20 protein-coding genes and 1 tRNA gene are annotated in these 21,006 nt (G+C 65.9%); 10 read left to right on the top strand and 11 right to left on the bottom strand.

Annotated elements, in window-relative coordinates:
* Positions 1–52: 52 nt before the first annotated feature.
* Together SMD10_RS17040 and SMD10_RS17035 are read right to left on the bottom strand one after the other, a co-directional pair.
* A complete protein-coding gene (locus SMD10_RS17040; protein ID WP_331686935.1) occupies positions 53–2,164 on the bottom strand; it encodes a GumC family protein in 2,112 nt (703 codons plus the stop codon).
* Between the two features lie 124 nt (positions 2,165–2,288).
* Entirely contained in the window at positions 2,289–3,293 is a 1,005-nt protein-coding gene (locus tag SMD10_RS17035) for an endo-1,4-beta-xylanase (RefSeq protein ID WP_331686934.1), read from the bottom strand.
* Positions 3,294–3,468: 175 nt separating this feature from the next.
* Between SMD10_RS17035 and SMD10_RS17030 the strand changes: the two genes are divergently transcribed.
* Positions 3,469–4,770: a lipopolysaccharide biosynthesis protein gene (locus SMD10_RS17030; RefSeq protein ID WP_331686933.1), complete on the top strand. Its 1,302-nt coding sequence runs from the start codon at positions 3,469–3,471 to the stop codon at positions 4,768–4,770.
* Here the strand turns inward: SMD10_RS17030 and SMD10_RS17025 are convergent.
* From SMD10_RS17025 to SMD10_RS17015, 3 genes are read right to left on the bottom strand one after another with little or no spacing between them, the layout of a single operon-like run.
* Positions 4,742–5,629, bottom strand: coding sequence for a DUF6492 family protein (locus SMD10_RS17025; RefSeq protein WP_331686932.1), 888 nt, complete (start codon positions 5,627–5,629; stop codon positions 4,742–4,744). The two genes, SMD10_RS17030 and SMD10_RS17025, sit on opposite strands and share 29 nt — an antisense overlap.
* Positions 5,626–6,423, bottom strand: a complete 798-nt coding sequence (locus tag SMD10_RS17020; protein WP_331686931.1) for a WecB/TagA/CpsF family glycosyltransferase — start codon at positions 6,421–6,423, stop codon at positions 5,626–5,628. The genes SMD10_RS17025 and SMD10_RS17020 overlap by 4 nt, the downstream gene beginning before the upstream one ends.
* 5 nt (positions 6,424–6,428) lie before the next feature.
* Positions 6,429–7,658: a glycosyltransferase gene (locus tag SMD10_RS17015; RefSeq protein WP_331686930.1), complete on the bottom strand. Its 1,230-nt coding sequence runs from the start codon at positions 7,656–7,658 to the stop codon at positions 6,429–6,431.
* Between the two features lie 164 nt (positions 7,659–7,822).
* Here SMD10_RS17015 and SMD10_RS17010 point away from each other — a divergent pair, with 164 nt between their 5' ends.
* From SMD10_RS17010 to SMD10_RS16990, 5 genes are all read left to right on the top strand, one after another.
* Positions 7,823–8,815, top strand: coding sequence for a glycosyltransferase family 2 protein (locus tag SMD10_RS17010; protein WP_331686929.1), 993 nt, complete (start codon positions 7,823–7,825; stop codon positions 8,813–8,815).
* A 160-nt stretch (positions 8,816–8,975) separates the two neighbouring features.
* Positions 8,976–9,431, top strand: coding sequence for a DUF2948 family protein (locus tag SMD10_RS17005; RefSeq protein WP_331686928.1), 456 nt, complete (start codon positions 8,976–8,978; stop codon positions 9,429–9,431).
* A 92-nt stretch (positions 9,432–9,523) separates the two neighbouring features.
* Positions 9,524–10,816 (top strand): histidinol dehydrogenase, encoded by a 1,293-nt coding sequence (hisD, locus tag SMD10_RS17000; protein WP_331686927.1) that lies wholly within the window; start codon positions 9,524–9,526, stop codon positions 10,814–10,816.
* A 7-nt stretch (positions 10,817–10,823) separates the two neighbouring features.
* The gene (locus SMD10_RS16995; protein ID WP_331686926.1) at positions 10,824–11,297 is read left to right on the top strand and encodes a UPF0262 family protein; all 474 of its coding nucleotides are present in this window, start codon (positions 10,824–10,826) and stop codon (positions 11,295–11,297) included.
* A 90-nt stretch (positions 11,298–11,387) separates the two neighbouring features.
* Positions 11,388–11,867: an arsenate-mycothiol transferase ArsC gene (locus SMD10_RS16990; protein WP_331686925.1), complete on the top strand. Its 480-nt coding sequence runs from the start codon at positions 11,388–11,390 to the stop codon at positions 11,865–11,867.
* 33 nt (positions 11,868–11,900) lie between these two features.
* On the opposite strand, the gene yihA is transcribed toward SMD10_RS16990, so the two are convergent.
* The 4 genes from yihA to rpmH are packed head-to-tail and all read right to left on the bottom strand — an operon-like array spanning position 11,901 to position 14,998.
* Positions 11,901–12,596 carry a ribosome biogenesis GTP-binding protein YihA/YsxC gene (yihA, locus tag SMD10_RS16985; RefSeq protein ID WP_331686924.1) on the bottom strand — a complete coding sequence of 232 codons (696 nt, stop codon included), beginning with the start codon at positions 12,594–12,596 and terminating at the stop codon, positions 11,901–11,903.
* A 33-nt stretch (positions 12,597–12,629) separates the two neighbouring features.
* Positions 12,630–14,450 (bottom strand): membrane protein insertase YidC, encoded by a 1,821-nt coding sequence (gene yidC, locus SMD10_RS16980; protein ID WP_331686923.1) that lies wholly within the window; start codon positions 14,448–14,450, stop codon positions 12,630–12,632.
* Positions 14,450–14,839 (bottom strand): ribonuclease P protein component, encoded by a 390-nt coding sequence (gene rnpA, locus SMD10_RS16975; protein ID WP_331686922.1) that lies wholly within the window; start codon positions 14,837–14,839, stop codon positions 14,450–14,452. Before rnpA ends, yidC begins: the two co-directional genes overlap by 1 nt.
* Positions 14,840–14,863: 24 nt before the next feature.
* The gene (gene rpmH, locus SMD10_RS16970) at positions 14,864–14,998 is read right to left on the bottom strand and encodes a 50S ribosomal protein L34 (protein ID WP_026501365.1); all 135 of its coding nucleotides are present in this window, start codon (positions 14,996–14,998) and stop codon (positions 14,864–14,866) included.
* A gap of 408 nt (positions 14,999–15,406) precedes the next feature.
* Here rpmH and SMD10_RS16965 point away from each other — a divergent pair, with 408 nt between their 5' ends.
* From SMD10_RS16965 to SMD10_RS16950, 4 genes are all read left to right on the top strand, one after another.
* The gene (locus SMD10_RS16965; RefSeq protein ID WP_331686921.1) at positions 15,407–16,177 is read left to right on the top strand and encodes a TVP38/TMEM64 family protein; all 771 of its coding nucleotides are present in this window, start codon (positions 15,407–15,409) and stop codon (positions 16,175–16,177) included.
* 4 nt (positions 16,178–16,181) lie between these two features.
* Positions 16,182–17,624 carry a dihydrolipoyl dehydrogenase family protein gene (locus SMD10_RS16960; RefSeq protein WP_331686920.1) on the top strand — a complete coding sequence of 481 codons (1,443 nt, stop codon included), beginning with the start codon at positions 16,182–16,184 and terminating at the stop codon, positions 17,622–17,624.
* Between the two features lie 69 nt (positions 17,625–17,693).
* On the top strand, positions 17,694–19,277 hold the full coding sequence (locus SMD10_RS16955; protein WP_331686919.1) for a HAMP domain-containing sensor histidine kinase: 1,584 nt from the start codon (positions 17,694–17,696) through the stop codon (positions 19,275–19,277).
* Between the two features lie 235 nt (positions 19,278–19,512).
* A tRNA-Arg gene (locus SMD10_RS16950) sits at positions 19,513–19,589 on the top strand.
* Between the two features lie 491 nt (positions 19,590–20,080).
* Here the strand turns inward: SMD10_RS16950 and SMD10_RS16945 are convergent.
* Entirely contained in the window at positions 20,081–20,227 is a 147-nt protein-coding gene (locus tag SMD10_RS16945; protein ID WP_331686918.1) for a hypothetical protein, read from the bottom strand.
* 42 nt (positions 20,228–20,269) lie between these two features.
* On the bottom strand, positions 20,270–20,683 hold the full coding sequence (locus tag SMD10_RS16940) for a hypothetical protein (RefSeq protein ID WP_331686917.1): 414 nt from the start codon (positions 20,681–20,683) through the stop codon (positions 20,270–20,272).
* Positions 20,684–21,006 lie beyond the last annotated feature (323 nt).

Here is a 21,006-nt window from a genome sequence, read left to right as displayed (position 1 = left end):
GGTAACCGGTAGTCGGCGCTGCGGTTCCGTCGAAAGGCGAAGCCGGGGCGCCTCAGGCCGAGGTCGACGAGCCGGCGGCCGTCCGGCGCCGACGCATCTCGGCCAGCGCCGTCTTGACCGCGGCGATGTCCTCGTGGAGCTGCAGCAGTTCGTTGTCGAATTCCTCGGCCAGCACGGCATCTGTGGCCGGATCGGTCGCCATCGCAGGGGCCGCGATGGCGCGGATGCGTTGGCGCAGCGTTGCGGCATCTTCGGCGATGCCGCGCGCGACCGGGTCCGAAACGTTGCCGGCCGCCTCGGCCTCGTCGTCGGCGGGGGCTTCGACCACGACCGTTTCGGCGGCGGGCGCATCGGCGTCCATAACTTCGATTTCGTCGATCTCCTCCGATACGGTGGAAGCGCCGTCTTCCGCCGGTCCCGGGTCGCCATCGTCTTGTGCGTCGGCGCTCTCATCCGCCCACTGCGGAGCATTTGCCGCCGCGTCGAGGCGTTGGGCCAGGATCGGATCGGAGAGCACGGGGTCGCGCGGCTTCGCGGAGGGCTCGATCGGGGTGGTGGACCGTATCTCGGTCGCAAGGTCGCTTGCTGCCGGATCGTCGTGAGCCGTGGTCGGGATTTCCGCGCCGGCAGGCTCCGGCTGCGTGACCACCATCTCGCGTGATTCGGATCGCACGGTCTGGTCCTCGTTCAGCGTCGAACGCAGCATGCGCGCCATGGCCCAGAGGAAGGCGAGACCCAGGCCGACGACGAAGCCGGCCACCGCGCCGATCACGACGATCATCCGGCGCGACAGGCCGGATGACTCCAACGGTCGGGTCGCGTCGGAAATGACGCGGACATTGGCGGTGTTGAGCTGCTCCTGTTCGCCGACCTCGCGAGCGCGCAGCAGGAAGGCCTCATAGACGGCCCGCGAGGCTTCGGCCTCGCGCTCCAGCTGCCTGAGGCGCACGAAGGCTTCGCCGTTCCTGACCTGCTTGGCCTTCAGCCCGTCGAGCTGCGCGGTCAGATCCTTTTCGGTCTGCTGGGCACGGGCGAGCTCGGTTCTGGCTGCCGCGGCGATGCGGTCCAGTTCGGTCTCGATTCCCTCGCGCGCCGACGCCAAGGCCTGCTCGGCGGCGATCCGCTGCGGATGCCGGGGGCCGAGCTTGGTGCGCAGGCTCGCGGCCTGATGAGCCAGATCCGAATAGGTGGAGCGCAGCCGGACGAGCGCCTCCGACGTGAGCTCCTCGGGAAGCGCGCCCTGCACGACATCGTCGACATTGGTGCCTTCCATCGAATCCACCTTCGAGCGCAGCGTCGCGATATCGGATCGCGCCTTGGCGAGCTCGTCGTTGATGCGCACCAGGTAGTCGTCGTCGATGAGGCGCCCGTTGGCGGCGATCAGGTTGTTGTCCGCCTTGTAGGTCTCGACGGCATTTTCCGCCTCGGTGACGCGCGTGCGCAGTTCCTCCAGGCGTCCCGACAGGGCGTCGGTGGCGCGTCGGGCCGTGTCCGACTGGATGCGCGCCTGCTCGTCCATGTATTTGGAGGCGATCAGATTGGCGAGCCGCGCCGACTTGTCGGGATCGGTGCTCTTGACCATCAGCGTCAGGATGAAGCTCTTGGGCTCCCGCGCGACGCCGATTTTTTCGCGCAGGTTCGCCGCCGTCAGCAGCCGGCGGTCCTGAACCTGCCGATCGTCCGCGCCGAACAGCGCTCCGACATGCGCCATCAGGGCGCCGAGCCCGACCGCCGTACCGCCGTTGAATTCCGGATCCGCCGTCAGGTCGGCTTCGTCGATGACGCCGAACAGGACCGTGTTGGAGGTGATGATCGAGGTCTGGCTTTCGATCAGCGCCAGCGTCGCGTCGCTCGCCAGGCCGCTCGGGGTCACCTCGTTCTGCACCACCTTCAGATCGCGGGGATCGACCATGATCTGCAACGCGGCCTGATAGGTCTTGGGTGTGGCCAGCGCGATGGCGACCGCGAGCCCGATGGCCGCAAGCGTGACGAACAACACCAGCGACCGCAGCTTCCAGACGGCCTGGAACAACTCCACCGGATCGAAGATCGAGCCGCTGGTGCGGTCCTCTCGAACGCCGATGCGCCGAACGCTCGAGGCGCTGGTCACCTTGAGCCGTGGAGCGGCGTCGGCATTCGGGCGATGAAGGGCGGAGGCAAACATTGGCCGGCCGTGGTCCTGTCAGGCTGCGGGGCGCAGGAAAATTCTGTCAGCCAAAAATCTCCCAACACGGCAAACAAAAGGTTAATTTGTTCGCACGGCGAAGTAACTCTCGGTACATTTCTCGCTAGCCGAGCCTGGCGAGGATGGTTTCGAGCCAGGGTTTGGGGCGCAGATCCGCATCGAGCGGCAGCGGCCGCGACGGCGAGCCGTCCGGACGCGGCATCACGTCGGGGATCCAGCTATAGCGGTCGGTGATGCCCCAGCAGATCACCGCCTCGGGCGTTTGCCCCGCGAAGAGCCCGGTGAGGAGGTCGCTGACGGCCTTCTCCGCAGCGGCATCCTGTTCGGCCGGGCCGCCGCGGATTTTCCAGTCGATGACGTCGAGCTCGGTGACGAGAAGCCCGACGCCGAGCCGCCTCAAAGCTTCGCCGAAGCAAGCCAGCGCCTCGATGTCGACGGCCAGTTCGGCATAGAGATGCCCTTGCACGCCGACCGCGTGGATCGGCACGTTATGGTCCTGGAGCTGGCGCACGATGTCGAGCACGACCTGCCGCCGGGCGTCGTAGCGGTCGCCTGCGAATTCGAGGTCGTAGTCGTTGATCACGAGGCGGGCCGACGGATCGGCGCGCGCGGCGGTCTGGAAGGCGAGCGGAATATGCCGCGGTCCGAGACGGCGCAGCCAATAGGTATCGCGCAAGGGGCCGCCAGTCTCGCGCGGATCGTGCGCCATCACCTCGTTGACCACGTCCCAACTCGTCAGCCGGCCGGCAAACCGATCCGCCACGGTTTCGATATGGTCGATCAGGATGCGCTCGGCCTCCCGCGGATCGTCGATCGCCTCCAGCCAGGCCGGCACCGCGCCCCACCAGACGAAGCAGTGGCCACGCGACAGCTTGCCGTGGTCGCGGGCGAACCTCACCAGCCGATCGGCGGGCTCGAAATTGAATGTGTCCCCGTCGGGCCGCAGCAGATCGAACTTCAGCGCGTTCATCGGCATGATCAGATCGCAACGATCGACGAAGGCCTGGACGTAGGCCGGATCGTCGTCGAAATAATCGATCTGGATCGCGCCGCCGAACGGCACCCGATGCTCTTTGGCCGCCAGGGGTCGCGGCAGGGCCGAGGCCATGGCGGCTCCGGCCGAGCCCAGGAGCAGGGAACGCCGCGTTAAGCTTCCGCCGCTAAGAATGGTCGAGATGTTCCGAACGCGCCGCCGGCCGGACATGACGCCCGCATGGCGATGTCGGTCGCGACGATCCGGAGATGCCATGGGTTCACTCGCTTGAGACCGGTAGATGGTTCGGATGACACGGTGGACCACGAAACTTAACGACCATCTAAGCCTGCTGACGGCCTACGGATCGCTCCTGGGCGGCTCCGCCGGGCGCCTGGTGCTATCGCTCGCCTATTTCGTCTCGGTCGCCAACGGCCTGTCTGTCGCCGATTTCGGATTGTTTGCCACCGCGTCGGCAACCGGCATCGTGTTGTCGCGCATCGCCGGCTTCGGGTTCGTCTCGCCGCTCTATCGCACCGCCACCGTCAGGCCACAGCTGATCGGCGTCTATACCACGGGCTTCCTGGTCAGCCTCGTCCTGTCGCTGCCCGTAGTGGCGCTCGCCGCCGTTGGTTTCTATCGGCTGTTCTTCGTCGGCGAGATGTCGGCCGGCGCCTTTGCCGCCGTGGTCGTCGCCGAGGTTCTGTTCTGGCGGCTGCTCGAGGTCGTGGTGATCGTCAACAACGGGCTCGGCCGCTTTACCCGCGGTGCGGCTCTGGTGATCATCGGCTCCGCGGTGCGGGCGGTCGCGGCGGTGCTGTTCGCCGGCCTGAGCGATCATTCGCTGGGCGCCTGGTCGCTCGCCTATTTGAGCGCCAATGCCGTGGCGATGCTGGTTGCGATTCTCGCCTTCTATCCGCGCCAGCGGCTGCGCTTCCGGCCACGTCTCTATCTGGCCCGGTGGCGCGACAGCGTTTCGGTGGCCGGCGCGGAGATCGTGTTCTACCTCCAGTCCGAACTCGACAAGATGCTGGTGCTGGCACTGGGCGGCGCCGAAACCGCCGGCATCTACGCGATTCTGATGCGTCTCATCGACCTCACCGCGCTGCCGGTGCGCTCGGCCAACACGATGATCGTGCAGAAACTGATGAAGGCGCCGCGCTGGCTGGATGCGTGGCGGACGAGAGCGCTGATCGAGGCCGGCGTCGCGCTGGTGTCGGTCGCCGGCCTGGCGTTTCTCGGCGGCGTGCTGGCCATCTATCCGACGCTTCTGGGCGACAACGTCGCGCAAGGCGCACCGCTCGTCTTGTTGACGCTGCTGGTGCCGGCCTTCCGCAATCTCGTCGAATACGAGAGCGAGCTGCTCTATGCCCAGGGTCGGACCGGACTGCGGGCGCTGATTCTTGGCCTGGTGGGTCTCTGCAAAGCCGGCCTGCTATCCGCGCTCTTCATGGTCGCGACCTCCACCGCGACGTGGATCCTCAGCCTCAACGGCCTGTTCCTGGTACTGTGGCTGGTCTCGGCGGCCGCCACCTATGCCGCGCTCGACTGGAACGGTCGAGGCTTTCGGCGTGACGCGGCTCTTACGCCAGTCCCGCAGCCCGGCGAATAAGCATCGGATCGGTTCCCGTGAAGGACTGAATGCCGATCGCCACCTGTTCCGGCGTCATCGCCGACAGGAAATCGGCGAGAGTCTTTTCGGTCATCGCGGCGCCTGTCCAGTAGATGTGGCAGAGCCGCTCGGCCGAAGCAAAGTGGCGGTCGGGGCGGTTTTCCAGCTCGTCGGCGAAACGGCCATAGATCATGCATTCGGAAAGGGCGCGGGAGGCGGCGAGCGCGGCGACCCAGGAACGGCCGGTCACCGCTTCGATGCGGCGAAGCATGCCGATCGCCGTGTCCCGCCGCCAGCCGATCAGCGTCGTGATGTAGTCGGTCTCGGTAATCTCCGGCGAGGGAATCCCCAGCACCTTGCCGGCCCGTTTCGACCAGGCGCGGTGTTCGTCCATATCGGGTTTGAAGGCGTCGGGCTCGCGAAAGAAACGCAGAGCGGCGCCGCGCCAGAAGCTCCGAGCATCGAACGGGCGCACGAAGACGACGTCGGAATCGACGTCGACGATGGCGTCTTCGTCCATTGTCTCGGTGAAGGCGATCTGGCGCAATTGCTGCACGTGCCAGCCGCGCAGCGGCGGACCCTTGGGCGACAGCCAGATGCGCCGCCGCCCGAAGCTCAAGGGGTCCGGAAACGGCCGCAGCCAGAAGGGCAGCAGGTCGCGCTCGTCGACCACGCGGCGTTTCGGCCCCTCGAACACCTTGAACATCGCGACGTCGGCGTGTTCCACCAGGAGATAATGGCAATTATGGCCCGTGACCCATCGATCGATGCTCTCGCACAGAAGGTGGCACCGGTCGAAATCGCCGCGATAGCTGGAGGTGACGAGGCCGATCGGCCGCGTCTGCGGACTCGCATTCACGCCTTGGGCTTCCTTCCGTGCAGCTTGAGGAGCAAAATCCGGAACAGGAAGACCGGATTGCCGACGACGTAGCGCCGCCACAGGCGCTTGGGCTCGATCCACAGGCGGTAGGCCCATTCCAGGCGGCTTCTGCGCATCCAGATCGGGGCACGCGGCACCTTGCCGGCGGCGAAGTCCAGAAACGCGCCAATCGCCATGACGACGCAGCCCTCGCCGGCGGTGATGCGGGTCGCCACGAAGAACTCCTGGCGCGGCACGCCGAGCCCCACCAACACGAGATCGGCTCTGGCCTGCCTCAGCTTTTCGAGGACCGCCGCGGTCTCGTCTCCGACGCCGAAATAGCCGTGCGAGACCGCCAGGAAGCGGTGTTGCGGAAACTCACCGCCGAGGTTCCGGGCGGCCGCTTCCACGATGCCGGGCTCGGCCCCCAGCAGCGCCACGCGCAGCGGCCGTCCGATCCCGCCGAGGACGGCCGGCGTCAGATCGGTGCCGTTGAGATTTTCCGGAAAGCGCTCGCCGAACAGGATGCGAGAGGCGATGTCGACGCCGATCCCGTCGGGCAGGACGATGAAATCCTGCAGGCAACGGCGATAGGCGGGGCGCTCGAAGGCGATGTTGGAGCAGTGGGCGTTGAGGAAGCCGATCCTGGTAAAGCGGCCGGCCGCGAGATTGGCTTCGAGCAGCGCGATGACGTCCGGCGTCCGGGCGGCGATGACGTCGACGCCGCCGATGTCGCGGACCGCAGCGTTCGGCAGGGCCTCGACTTGCGTCTCGATCGGCAGGGTATAGGCCATCGGCCTCATGACCCGTGCCCGGCCATCGGCCGGCGGCGATCGCTGGCCCCGTCGCCCGCGATCGATGCAGCCGCCGATGTCGGCGAGAACGCGGCAAGGCCGCGACGCAGGCCGTTCGACAGCGCCTCGCGCTGCCGGGCTGCGAAGCGGCTGCCGTCTTCGCGGCCGATCGTGCCGTCGCGCGTGCCGCGCACGAGGTCGGCAAGCGCGACGGCAAAGGCCGCCGGGTCGTCGGCGACCCGCACATTGGCGGGGCAGAAGTCGACGCCACGCAGGGCCGAGGGCGTCGCGACCGCAGGCATGCCCTCCTCGAAGGCTTCGATGGTCTTCAACTGGACGCCGGTGCCGCCCTTGGTCGCAAGCGCGATCACTCGGGAGGACAGGACGAAACCCTGGGCATCCGGCACGCGGCCGAGAAAGCGTACCGAGGCCGGGGCGGCCGGGGGCGGGCCATCGAAGCGGCCGGCGATCGCCACCGAGACATCGGAGGGCAGAAGCGGCGCCACCTCGCGCACGAACCAGTCGAGGCCGACCCGATTGGGCGCCCAGCTCCAGTTGCCGATCAGGCCGACATCGTGACTGCGCTCGCCATCGTCGGCGCGTTGCGGACGCCCGATGGACAGGGCAAGCGGAATGCAGCGCTCGCCGGCGTCGGGGCAGAGTCCGGCTGCATCCTCGGCGCTGAAGGTATGGACCAACCGGGCCTCGCGGCAGAGCCGTTGCTCGATCTTGGCCAGCAGCCGAGCCTCACGGCGATAGAGCCCGCGTTCGAGGGGCGACGAGGCATTGATCGCGTTTTCAGCCGCCGAGCGATGCTCGACATTGTGGGCGATGAAGATCGACGGCCGCGCGCTGGCCAGAAAGGGATAGGCAGCCGGCATCTGGACCGAGTTGAGGACGAAGCCGTCGACCTCGCCCGCGGCCGCGATCCGCGCCTCGATCTCGTCGCGCGACAGGACCGCCAGCTTGGCAGCCGCCACCGGCAGCCCTTTGGAGAAGGCCTGGGCGACCCATTCGATCTTCTTCGCCGTGCCGACGGCGGCGTTTTCGAATTCGATCTCTCCGAGTGAAATTTCGTTGACGCGCAGCGGCCGCTCGCCCGGACGCGTGAAGCCCACGAAGCTCAACTCGACGCCGCAACGCGTCAGCTCCTCGATGATCGCCCGTGTCGCGATCTCGAAGCCCGTAACCGGCTCGTGGTCCGGCAAGACTGAGCTGATGAAGGCAAGGCGCATAGATTTCCAGATTGGCCTATACTCGGTCGGGCCATCCTAACGGCACAGTACTTTCCGGCCTCCTAACACATGGGCTACAGTCTGCATTGAAACAAAATGTAATCCTTTTTGCTCATTGAAGCCTTGTTGACGACTCGGTGGGTAAGGCGTGGGCGAGAACTCTGATGGATACTTTCGACACACCGCCACGCTCCGCCACGATCGAGTGCCGTTCGGCAGGCCTCGATGCCGCTGGAAGGATCGTCGTCACGCTGCCCACCTTCCGCCGGCCGGAGCACTTGCGCAAAACGCTGTCGTCGCTCGTCGAGCAACGGCTGGACGAGCGGTTTACCGTCATCGTCATGGACAACGACGCGGAGGGCCGCGAGGGCGTCGCGGCCGCCCGGCCGTTCTTCGAAGAGGGCCGGCTCGAAGGCCTCGTCCTGGTGGCGCATGAGCGTGGCAACTGCTCGGCCTACAATGCCGGCTGGACGACGGCGCTCGGCGAATTTCCGCAGATGGACCACCTCCTGGTCATAGACGACGACGAATGCGCCGGGCCGCAATGGATCGAAAGCCTGATCGCGACGGCCGCGCGGTTCGACGCGGACGCGGTCGGCGGCCCGCAACTGCCGATGTTCGAGGGCGGATCGGCCCGCCTCTCGCGCCATCCCGTGTTCGAGCCGCATTACGACGCCACCGGCCCGGTGCCCATTCTCTATTCGTCCGGCAACGTCCTGTTGCGCCGCGGCCTGCTCGAGGCCATGGGGCCGCCCTTCCTCGACACCGCCTTCAACTTCATCGGCGGGGGCGACAGCGACTTCTATTCCCGCTGCCAGCGGAAGGGTTTTCGCTTCGCTTGGTGCGCGGAGGCGCCCGTCTACGAGACGGTGCCGGCGCGGCGGACCGAATTTTCCTGGCTCGCCGCGCGGTCGACGCGCGAAGGCGCCTTGTCGACGATCATCGAACGGCGGCGAGACGGCAGCTTCAAGGGTCGCCTGCGCCGCTGGGCGAAGAGCGCGGCGCTGCTGGCCGCGTCGCCCTTTCGTGCCGTCAAGCTCGGCTTGGAGACGAAATCCGCGACGATCGGCCTCTATCGGATCCAGGTGGCGATCGGCCGCATTCTCGGCGAACTGGGCGTGGTCAACGAGCAGTATCGGCAGCCGGAGCGGAACTGACGGCGCCAAGACTGCGAAACCGGGGGCCGATGCCTTCCATAATGGGTCTCAAGACCCTAGCTTTGGCACCGAAGCAGGTTTCGGAGGCGCGTCGCACGGTGTCCAGATCTGCGGCATGCTCGAGAGATGATGGCGTAACCGGGACCCGAGTAACGATTTCATGGACACTCTGCGCCTGATCGCGGTCGACGAAGAAGACCTGGCGATCCTGTCCGCCCATTGCCAGGATGCCGTTCTCCGCCTTGGGGACTGTCAGTATCGCCCGCACAGCAAGCAGTTCGTGTTGGCGATGAACCGCTTTGCCTGGGAGGCCGCTCCCCGGTCGCGCTGGGGAGCCCTGTTCGGGCCGAAGGGCTATGAGCGGCGCCGGGCCGTCCTGCACTTCGATCGTGTCGAGGCTGTCCATCAGGATCGGCTCGCGGCGGCTGGTCCGGACGAAATCCTGTCGTTGCTGGCGGTCCGGTTCGAGCCGACGACGGCGCCTTCGGGGCGGATCGAGCTTGTCTTTGCCGCCGGCTCCACGATAAGGCTCGACGTCGAATGTATCGAAGCGCAGCTGTCCGATCTCGGCGCGGCGTGGAGCACCAGCGTCAGGCCGGACCACGACAAGGCGTGATCGACGTCTGTTCGGCACTGCCGCAGCCTCCAATGCCGGGCGGACGGGCGCAAGCGCTTCTGCCGGATGCCGGATGATTGAGGAAGAAACCATTGCCCGTCAGGCTGAACAGCGCCGAGTCCGATTTTGAAGCCCGCTTCCGCGCCCTTCTTGGCGCGAAGCGCGAGGTCTCCGCCGACGTGGACGCGGCGGTGCGCGCGATTCTGGACGACGTTCGACATCACGGCGATCAGGCGGTGATCGCGGCGACCGCGCGCTTTGACCGGCTGGAGCTGACGCCTTCCACCCTGCGCATCGACAGCCACGAGATCGAGGCGGCGCTGGCGCAGACGGACGCCGCGACGCGCCAGGCGCTCGAACTGGCGGCCCGCCGGATCGAGGACCATCATCGTCGCCAGAAGCCCCAGGACGAGCGATACTGGGATGCGCTCGGCGTGGAACTCGGCAGCCGCTGGACGGCGGTCGAATCGGTGGGCCTTTATGTTCCGGGCGGTTTGGCGAGCTATCCGTCCTCGGTGTTGATGAACGCCATTCCGGCGCGGGTCGCCGGCGTCGAGCGAATCGCCATGGTGGTGCCGTCGCCGGACGGCAAACTCAATCCGCTGGTGCTGGCCGCTGCGGCGCTCTGCGGCATCGACGAGATCTACCGCATCGGCGGCGCCCAGGCCGTGGCCGCGCTCGCCTATGGCACCCAGAGCATTGCGCCCGTCGCCAAGATCGTCGGGCCGGGCAACGCCTATGTGGCGGCCGCCAAGCGGCAGGTCTTCGGCACGGTGGGCATCGACATGATCGCCGGCCCGTCGGAGGTGCTGGTCGTCGCCGACGGACAGAACGATCCGGACTGGCTGGCGGCCGATCTGCTGGCGCAGGCCGAGCACGACACCGCCGCGCAGTCGATCCTGATCACCGACGACGAGGCCTTGGCTGCGGCGGTCGAATCGGCGGTCGACCATCAGCTGCGGCACTTGTCCCGCGCCGAGACCGCCGGCGCCAGCTGGCGCGACTTCGGCGCGGTGATCGTCGTCGGCAACCTGGACGAAGCTCCCGCCTTGGCCGATCGGATCGCGCCCGAGCATCTGGAACTCGCGGTCGAAGACCCGGAGGCGCTGTTCGCGCGCATCCGCAATGCCGGCGCGGTGTTCCTCGGCCGGCATACGCCGGAGGTGATCGGCGACTATGTGGGCGGGACGAACCACGTGCTGCCGACGGCGCGCTCGGCGCGGTTCTCGTCGGGGCTCTCCGTTCTCGACTTCGTCAAGCGGACCTCGATCCTGAAGCTCGACGCTGGCCAGCTGCGTGAACTCGGGCCGGCCGCGATCGCGCTCGCCCAGGCCGAAGGCCTCGATGCGCACGGGCGCTCCGTCGCCGTCCGGCTCAATCTCTGAGAGCGTCATGGCGGGAGGCGGCAAGCTCATCCATGTCGATCTCGACGGCACGATCGGCCGCGCGACGCCCGATATCGAGCACGAGCGCAAGGTGGCGATCTTCGATCTCATCGAGGAGAACAGCTTCTCGCCGATCGGTGCCGAGCCGGACGGCCGCTTCAAACTACGGCTGTCGTTGATCGAGAAGCGGCTGGTCTTCGACGTGCGCGACGATGCCGACCACCCCGTGGTCAAGCACATCCTGTCGCTGACGCCGTTTCGGCGCATCATCAAGGACTACTTTCTCATCTGCGACAGCTATTACGAGGCGGTGCGCACCGCCACGCCGTCGCAGATCGAGGCGATCGACATGGGCCGGCGGGGCGTCCACAACGAAGGCTCCGAAACCCTGAAGGAGCGGTTGGCCGGCAAGATCGACCTCGATTTCGACACCGCGCGGCGGCTGTTCACCCTGATCTGCGTGCTGCACCGGCGGAGCTGAGATGACCCACGCTCCCGCTTTCCTGGAACCGCGATTCGGTCGTCGATCCGTCCGGCCGGGTCTTCGAAAGGTGCGGCAGGGAGGAGCCGGGTGAGCGGCCTGGCTTCTCTCGATCCGGCCAAAGCGGAGGCCGGCAAGCCGATCTCCTCGGTGCTCTTCGTCTGCGGACTGAACTCGATCCGCTCGCCGATGGCCGAGGCGCTCGCCAAGTCCCTGCTGCCGTCTTCCGTCTATGTCGTCTCGGCCGGCGTTAAGAAAGGCGAGCGCGATCCGTTCGTCGATACGGTGCTGGCCGAGCGCGGCCTCAGTCTGGGTGCGCGGCGTCCACAGCGCTTCGACGAGATCGAGGACGGATTCTTCGAACTGATCGTCACCATGTCGCCCGAGGCGCACCACCTGGTGCTCGATGCGACGCGCGCCGACGCGGTCGACGTCGAATTCTGGCCGACACCCGACCCGTCCGTCGTCGACGGGACCCGAGAGCAGATCCTCAACGCCTATCGCGATGCGCTGAAACGGATCGAGGCGCGCATTCGCGAGCGGCTGTTGCCTGCACAGGCCCAAGGCTGACCCGCCGGCCTCGCCGAGAGCGGGCAGAGGCGATCAGTCGCGAGGCGCGGCGAGCGACAGCAGCGCCAGGCGCAACTCGTCGAGGCCGACATCCTTTTCGGACGATGTGGCGATGATGTCCGGATAGGCGGCCGGGCGCTTGCGGATCGCCTGGGCCGTCGCTTCGATGAGCTTGGGTACGGCCGGCGCCTTGATCTTGTCGGTCTTGGTCAGAACGATCTGATAGGAGACGGCGGCCTTGTCGAGCAGGTCGAGCACCTCGGTGTCGTTGCCTTTGATGCCGTGCCGGGCATCGATGAGCACGAAGACGCGCTTCAGCGTCGAGCGGCCGCGCAGATAGTCGAAGACCAGCTTCGTCCAGGCATCGACCCGCTCCTTCGGCGCCTTGGCGTAACCGTAGCCGGGCATGTCGACGATGGCGAGCGGCGGCAGGTCGTCGGCCGCGCCGGAATAGCCGTCGGGAACGAAGTAGTTCAGCTCCTGGGTACGGCCCGGCGTATTCGAGGTTCGCGCCAACCCCTTCTGGCGGACGAGCGCGTTGAGGAGAGAGGATTTGCCGACATTGGATCGGCCCGCGAAAGCCGCCTCGGGCGGCCCCTCAGGCGGCAGCACCTTCATCGACGGCACGCCGCGGATGAACACCCAGGGCCGCAGGAAGAACCGCCGCGTGTCGGCAACACCCGCCGGCGCGGCCGTCTCCTCAGCTCCCACGGTTGGCTGATCGCCCATGTCGCGTCCTGTAGGTGGAGCCGGCAGGGGCTGTCAGCCCTTGGCCGGTTTCTCTTTTCGTCGGACCAGGTTCCTCAGATTGTCCCAGAGCTCGATCTTAGTGCCGTTGCGCTTCATGATGACCGACTGCTGGATGATCGACAGCGTGTTGTTGCACGTCCAGTAGATCACCAGACCGGCCGGGAAGCGCGCCAGCATGAAGGTGAAGATCACCGGCATCCAGGTGAAGATCATCTGCTGGGTCGGATCGGGTGGCGTCGGATTGAGCCGCATCTGGATGAACATGGTCAGGCCCATGACCAGCGGGAAGGCGCCGATCGCCAGAAATTGCGGAACGTCGTAGGGCAGCAGGCCGAACAGGTTGAACACGCTTGTTGGATCGGGCGCGGCCAGATCCTGGATCCAGCCGAAGAACGGCGCATGCCGCATCTCGATCGTGGTGTAGAGCACCTTGTAGAGCGAGAAGAAGATCGGGATCTGGATGAGCATCGGCCAGCAGCCGGCCGCCGGATTGACCTTCTCCTCCTTGTAGAGGCGCATCATCTCCTGCTGCTGCTTCATCTTGTCGTCGGCGAAGCGCTCGCGCATCTCGGCAATCTTCGGCTGCAGGTTCTTCATCCGCGCCATCGACTTGTAGGACGTGTTGGCGAGCGGGAAGAAGATGATCTTCAGGATGAAGGTGACGGCGATAATCGCCAGGCCGAAATTGCCCAGGAGGCGATAAAACCAGTCGATCGCGTGGAACATCGGCCGGGTGATGAAATAGAACCAGCCCCAGTCGATCAGCTGGCCGAAGTGCTCAATGCCGAGCGATTCCTCGTAGTGATCGATGAGATCCACCACCTTGGCGCCGGCGAAGACCCGCGTCACGACCTCGCCGGTGGAGCCGGGAGCGACCTCGACCGGATCTTCCTGGTACTGGCTCTGGTAGTATGGGCGGCCTTCCGCCGAATAGCGGAACGCGGGCTGGAAGGCACGGTCATTCTGGGGAATGACGGTCGTTGCCCAGTACTTGTCGGTGATGCCGAGCCAGCCGGATTCGGCCTTGTCCGGACGTACCGCGCCGTCCTTTTCGATCGACGAGTACTTCTCTTCCTTGAGCCCGTCCTCGCCGAAGACACCGAGCAATCCTTCGAACAGGATGTAGCTGGAAGCGACCTCGGGCTTGGAGAAGCGCACGACGCGCCCCCATTGCGACAGCGAAACCGGCGCGTCGGTGCCGTTGGCGATCTTGTCCGTGACGGTCAGCATGAACTGGTCGTCGACCGCGATGGTCCGGGTGAAGGTCACGCCCGCGTCGTTGGTGTAGGTCAGGGTGACCGGGCTGTCGGGTGTCAGGACCTGGCTTTCGTCGGCTTGCCACACCGTGGCCGGTCCGGGCAGCGTCCCGGCATCCTTGCCCGAATAGCCGAAGTCGGCGAAGTAGCCATCCTTCATCTGCTCCGGCGAGAGCAGCACGATCGACGGCGAACTGTCGTCGACCGTGGCGTGATAGTTCTTCAGCCGCAGATCGTCGAACCGGGCGCCGCGCAGGTTGATCGAGCCTTCCACCGCCGGCGTATCGATGCGGATGCGCGGGCTGCCCTGAAGTGCCGCGTCGCGCGAGACGGCGGCTTCCGGCGTCGAGGTCGCAGCCGGCACCACGCTTTCGCGGCCCGCAGGCGCGACGACCTGTTCCTGGTCGGTTCCGGCCGGCGTGGTCGGGGTCTGCAGCTGCCCGCCTTCCTTGGCCTGTTCGGCTTGCTCGGCCTGGCGCTGCGCCTCCATGCGCGGGGCCACGAACAGGTACTGCCACCCCACCAGCACCGCGATCGACAGCGCCATGGCGATCAGGAAGTTGCGGTTGTTCTCCATCAGACTTTCCCCGGTGGGCTCACGCGTTCCTGTCGCCCTGTCATGCGCGACACGCCCGCACCGCTGCGGGCCAAGCGACGTTCCAGCTCCTGCTTCAGCGAGCCGAACGGAACGTGAAGGACGTCGCGGCGGGCGACGATCACATAATCATGGCCGACGACCATGTCAGCCCCCGCTCCGAGGCGGACCGCCTCGCGCAGGCGCCGTTTGATCCGGTTGCGCTCCACCGCATTGCCGACCTTTTTCGTCACGGTCAGGCCTAGGCGTGGTGCTCCACCGTCACGGCGATCGAGCGTCTCGATAAAAAAGAAAGGGCCGTTCAAACGTCGGCCCCGTCGCGCGGCGAGGAAATCGCCGCGCTTCTTCAAGCGCTCGACGGCCACGGGCAAGCCTGTCCGAGGCTGCCGGCGCGCCTAGGCCGACAGCCGCTTGCGTCCGCGGGCCCGGCGAGCGGCGATGACCTTGCGGCCGCCGGTAGTGGCCATACGGGCGCGGAAGCCGTGGCGGCGTTTGCGGACGAGCTTGCTGGGCTGGTAGGTGCGCTTCATTGTTCATCCCCGCGATGGTTCGCGAGCCTCTCGATCGATCAAAGAATCCGGGTCAGGCCGACGGCTCCATAGACGCGCAGCCACGTCGCGCGGACTGCCGTCCGTTCGTGGGGGCGCTTATAGAAACAGGCCGTCGCAAAAGTCAATCCAGCTGGTTCGTTCGGTCCGTCGCGAGTCGAATAACAGGTGCGGGCATATGTCTCACGATCGTCTTCCTCGAACCTTCCGCGGCGACCGGACGAGCGTCGGGTGGCCGATGTCCTCATCCCAAACGGCGTCACGGCCCGTCACGGCCTTTCAATGTGCCGTGAGACTCCGCGTGAAGCGGTTTTCAACCATGGGAAGGCCGGACTAGAGCGTTAGCTCTGCAGAACGGTGGCGTTGCGGCCGCAAGGCTGGGAGAGACGAATGGCGTTGAAAACGGAGGCGAGCCCGGCCCATCGGGCCTCGGAGTCGCGATGGCGTTTCCTGCCGCTTGCCGTCATCCTCGCCGGATTGGGACTTGCCCTGGCCTTCGGACTGCCGAATGCCCTGTCTCTCGAATCCTTTCTAGAAACCCGACAGGCATTGCAGCGGATGGTGGACGACCACCTTCTCGTCGCCTCGCTCGTCTATGTCGCCGTCTACACCATTGCCGTCGCCTTCATCTTCCCGGCGCCGCTGGTCCTGACCATCGCCGGAGGCTTTCTGTTCGGCTGGTGGCTCGGCGGCTTGCTGACGGTCGTCGGCGCGACGGCGGGGGCGGCGGTTCTCTTCAAGGCGACGCAGACGGCCTTCGGCAGCTTTTTGCGGCGGAAGGCCGGCCCGGCGATCGGACGGTTCGCCGAAGGCTTCGAACGGGATGCCTTCTCCTATCTTCTTGTGCTGCGCCTCACGCCCGTGCTGCCCTTCGCGGTTCTGAACATCGGGCCGGCGCTGCTCGGCATGTCGCTCAGAAGCTTCGTGCTCGCCACCTTCATCGGCATCGTGCCGGGCGCCTTGGTCTATGCCTTCGTCGGCAGCGGGATCGACAGCGCTTTGGCTGCGGCCGGCAAGACGGCGACGCTCGCCATCGACGATCTGGTGACCTGGCAGGTCACTGCCGCGCTGTTTGCGCTTGCCGCCCTGTCGCTGCTCGGGCTCGTCTTGAAGAAATGGGTGCTCGGCGTGCGTCCGCGGGCTTCGCGAGAGGCCAGTTGAGCCGATGACGAGCCTCCTGACTCCCGACATCTGCGTCATCGGCGCGGGATCCGCCGGATTGACCGTGGCGGCGGCGGCCGCAGCCTTCGGCGTTCCCGTCGTTCTGGTCGAGCGAGATCGGATGGGCGGCGACTGCCTGAACGTCGGCTGCGTGCCGTCGAAGGCGCTGGTCGCCGCCGCGCATTCGGCCGCCGCCATCCGCCGCGCCCCACGCTTCGGTGTCACGGCAGGCGATCCGTCGATCGACCCGCAGGCGGTGCACGCCCATATTCACGCCGTCATCGATGCGATCGCTCCTCACGATTCCGTCGAGCGCTTCCAGGCGCTCGGCGTCACCGTGATCAGAGCTTCGGCGCGCTTTCTCGATCGCGACACGGTGGAAGCGGGCGACGTTCGCATCAAGGCGCGCCGCTTTGTGCTCGCCATCGGCTCCTCGCCGGCCGTGCCGCCGATTCCGGGCCTCGACGCGATCTCCTATCACACCAACGAAACGATCTTCGATCAGACGGAAATCCCCGATCATCTCGCGATCGTCGGCGGCGGGCCGATCGGCATGGAGATGGCCCAGGCCTATCGTCGCCTCGGCGCCAGGGTGACGGTCCTGGAAGCGGGCAGGGTCCTGGCCAATGACGATCCGGAGTTCAAGAGCGTGGTGCTCGCCCGGCTGGCGGCCGAAGGGGTCGCCGTCCGCCAGGGCGTCAAGGTCGTCCGCGTCGCGCCGACCGGCGAGGGTGCCGGCGATACAAGGCTGACGGTGACGGTGGCCGGCGAAGCCGGCGAGGAGACGACGATCCCGGCAAGCCATCTCATGATCGCGGCCGGTCGCGTGGTCAATGTTGACGGCCTCGGCCTGGAGGCTGCCGGCATCAATCACGGTCGAGCCGGGATCGTCGTCGGCCGCGATCTTCGAACGTCCAATCGCCGCGTCTATGCGATCGGCGATGCGGCGGGCGGACTGAAATTCACCCATGTCGCGGGCCACCAGGCCGGGTTGATCGTACGCGCCCTGCTGTTCCGGCTGCCGGTCCGCTATCGGCCGGATCGGATGCCGCGCGTCACCTATACCGACCCTCCGCTCGGCCAGGTGGGCTTGAGCGAGGCGGAGGCTGCCCGTCGCGGTGAGCGCTTCTCGGTGATCCGCCTGCGCTATGACGAACTCGACCGGGCGCAGGCGAGTGGGCACACCGAGGGACTTCTCAAGCTGATCGTGGGCCGCGGTGGCCGGCTTATCGGTGCCGGGATCGTGGGCGAAAGTGCCGACGAGGTCACCAATCTCCTGGCGCTGGCGCTGTCGAAATCGATGCGCGTCGGCGATCTGGCCGGTTTCGTTTCGCCCTATCCGATCGTCGGGGAGATCGTAAAGCGGGCCGCGACCGCTTACTATAGGCCTTATGCCGAGCGCCGCTCGATTCGCTTGGCCCTGTCGCTCCTGCGCCGACTGGGCTGACAGTCGCTCCCCAATCGCACCCGTGTGCCTGACCATGACCCGCCCCCCCGATTCAAGGAGATGCGCGGAGTGCTGACCGCGTATAAGGTAGGCGGCGAAGGGACGAATCCGCGTCAGCGAGGGGTGGACGTGAGCGAGGCGGTCAAAGACCGGAACGCGCAGCAGGCCGCCGTCAAGCGGCCGTTTCCCGCACGCCGTTTGTCGACCAGCCTGTTGTGGGTGACGATGCTGTCGGTGATGACGGCCGAAGTGCTGATCTTCGTGCCGTCGGTCGCCAATTTCCGTCATGAATGGCTGCGTCGGAAGATCGAGACCGCGGCCGTGGCGGGCTTTGCCACCGAGGGCCGGATGCCCGATCAAAGCCCGTTGCTGGCGCCGGAACAAGGCGCCGGCCTTCTGCGGTCTCTCGACGCGGAACTGGTCGCCCTGCAAATGGACGGCGCCTCGCATCTTCTCGCCCGGGCCGAGATGCTCAATCCGATCGAGCAGCAGATCGATCTGGCGGGGCAGGGCCCGGTCGGTATGATCGTCGATGCGTTCGACAGCCTGCTGTTCGGCGGCGACCGGACGATCCGGGTCTATGGGCCGGTGGGCGACGGCACGGTGACCGCCGAAGTGGTGATGTCGGAAGCGGGCGTCCGCGGCGCGATGCTCGTCTATGCGCGCAACATCTTCTTTCTGTCGCTCGGGATCTCGTTCTTCACGGCGCTTCTGGTCTTCCTGGCAATCAACCAGCTGCTGATCCGCCCGATCCGTCGGATGACCGGCGCAATGATCGCCTTCGGTGAAAATCCCGACGATCCGGAGCGGGTGATCGTGCCGAGCGGCCGGGGCGACGAGATCGGCCTCGCCGAGGCCGAACTGGCGCAGATGCAGTCGTCGATCGCCACCATGCTGCGCGAGCAGCGTCATCTGGCCGACCTCGGCCTCGCCGTTTCGAAGATCAACCACGATCTGCGCAACATCCTGAGTTCGGCCCAATTGATCTCCGATCGTCTGTCCGGCCTTCAGGATCCGCAGGTCCAGCGTTTCGCACCCATGCTGATCCGCAGTCTCGACCGCGCCGTGGGCTACACGCGCTCGGTCTTGTCCTATGGCCAAGCCGTGGAGCGGGCGCCGCTACGGCGCCGCGTCGCGCTGCACCGGCTGGTCGAGGAGATCTTTGCGGAGATGGCGGTTCCGCCGGAAAGCGGTATCGAACTCATCGACGACGTGCCGGAGGATCTGGAGATCGCCGTCGATCCCGACCAGTTCTATCGCGCGCTCGCCAATCTGGTGCGCAACGCCGTCCAGGCACTCGACAGCGAAGACGAGGCCGGCGCCGTGGTGCGCCGGGTGTTGATTTCGGCCGAGCCGGAGAGCGATGCCGGGCTGCTGATCGGGGTCGAGGATACCGGGCCGGGCTTGCCGGAGCAGGCGCGCAGGAACCTGTTCCTGGCGTTTCGCGGCTCGGTGCGGTCCGGCGGCACGGGACTGGGGCTCGCCATCGTGGCCGAGATCGTCCAGGCCCATGGCGGGACGATCCGTCTGGTCGAACGTCAAAGCGCCGGTACCCGCTTTGAGATCCACCTGCCTCGCTGTGTAGAGGAACAGAACGGATCGACGGCGCCGCAGTTCGCCGGCACCAGCGAGTCCGCCGAGCTTGCCGATTGACGCGACACTCCGGCGTCGAGAACGCCGCCGACCGCCGACCGCAGCTTGCGCCGGTTCATTTCTCAAGGGTGGATCGGCGCCCGTCCCGCAGGCTTGCCAGGCCGGCAGCTTCGCTGGGGAAAGGCTGGCGCAGGCCATCCTCCAGCTTTGACGGCTTTATGTCATCCTGCGCTTGCATTTGCCGATCCGAGTCGCTAGGTAGCCGTCACGCCGGGCGGCAGTCGCCGCCGGGTACGCGCCCGTAGCTCAGCTGGATAGAGCACCAGACTACGAATCTGGGGGTCAGGAGTTCGAATCTCTTCGGGCGCGCCATTTTTTTCAATAGCTTAGCGGGATTACACCGTTTCAGAACGGCAATTTGAAACGGTTTTGGACGATTGGATATCCTGTCGCGCCTGATCGTAGCGTAGTGCGATTACACGGCTCGGTGGGCGACGCCGAAAAGGTTCGAGGCCTACGAGTTCAATGCGGATAGTGTTCGCGGCGAGGGAAGGCTTTCTAATCGAAATCTTGCCAAGGTTGGGGTCGTGGGTTCGAATCCCATCGCCCGCTCCAAAAATTCCCTTTAAAAATCAGTGAGTTGATCTATTCCAGGCCGCATTCTTACTGCTTTGAATCGATGCCGGACACGGCATTCAATGCAGATTCGAAGCAGTTGGGAGAAAGTCGCCGGATAGCGAAGCGGGCGTTCGGCGTGTTGAATCAAAGCGAGACGCCCACGAGCGGTCGCTCGGCACTGGCCGCTCACCTCCTGCGCAAAGCGGAAAGTGTCACCCATGTGTCCGGTAAGGACTGGGGATACTTCAGCCTTCCTGGGCGGGCGACTGAGCGAAGCTGCTCCAGGTAGTTGGCCAAACGGCCGATGTGATGAAGCCGATGCTCTCGTCGACATCGCTGAATGCTTTTCCGCCATAGTCCATGTGAAGACGCTCGTCATCGGAATAGGTCATCCACGAGGCGCGCTGGCTCGCGTCAAAGCAGTTCGCCTCCAACTATTCGTAGTCTCGGCGTTCCGGAAGAAGCGTCCAAGCAAGCCGCACGGCTTCCTCCCAATCGGCGGCCAAGCGGACAGGCACGCCGAAGACGGCCGAGAGAATTTTGACCTGTATTCGTCTCAGCGCGTGCACCGTTCGATCCGCGTCAATGCCGATGATCCCCTTGCAGACGTCGGAGAAAGTCCGCTTGTTTCTTTTTGCCCAGAGAATGAGCGCCTTACGGTCTTCATGGGATTCTGTGTGGCCGTGCGCAGGGTTCTCGACGAGAAGCACGAAGGGCGTCGCCAACTCCAGCAGGAGGTTCATCTCGGCGGTCCAGCATTCGGCCGATCCAGGGGCGAAACGCTCTGGCGTGAGCCGCACAAGAGGAAAAGCCGCGACATCATGCAGCGAGAATTCGGCAGGATTCATGGGATAATAACTGTGGAATCGTCGGCGACTTTACCAAAGACGCCATTGGTGGGTTCAAAACGTGGGTTGCAGGCATCCTGGAGTGAGGAGGCGCAAGACAATTAGCCGCACAGAGCAACTTGGACTTGCGTCAGGAAAAGCGAAGACCGCATCTTAAGACAGAGCAACCTGGACAGTTCTTCTGTAACGGGCCGTCCTGGGTCAACCCCAATTTCCCTACATCCTGTCGCCGAGGTCATGCTTCTGTCCGCAGTCGCTGAAAGGCGCTGCATGATGGAGTGGGAATGGGACCAGCCGATCGATCTAAAAAGCGCAGTCACCTG

This window comes from Consotaella aegiceratis, from assembly GCF_036541425.1.
GTDB lineage: Bacteria > Pseudomonadota > Alphaproteobacteria > Rhizobiales > Rhizobiaceae > Consotaella > Consotaella aegiceratis.
The sequence above is the reverse complement of the archived record's forward strand: the minus strand, read 5'-3'. Positions and strand labels throughout refer to the sequence as shown.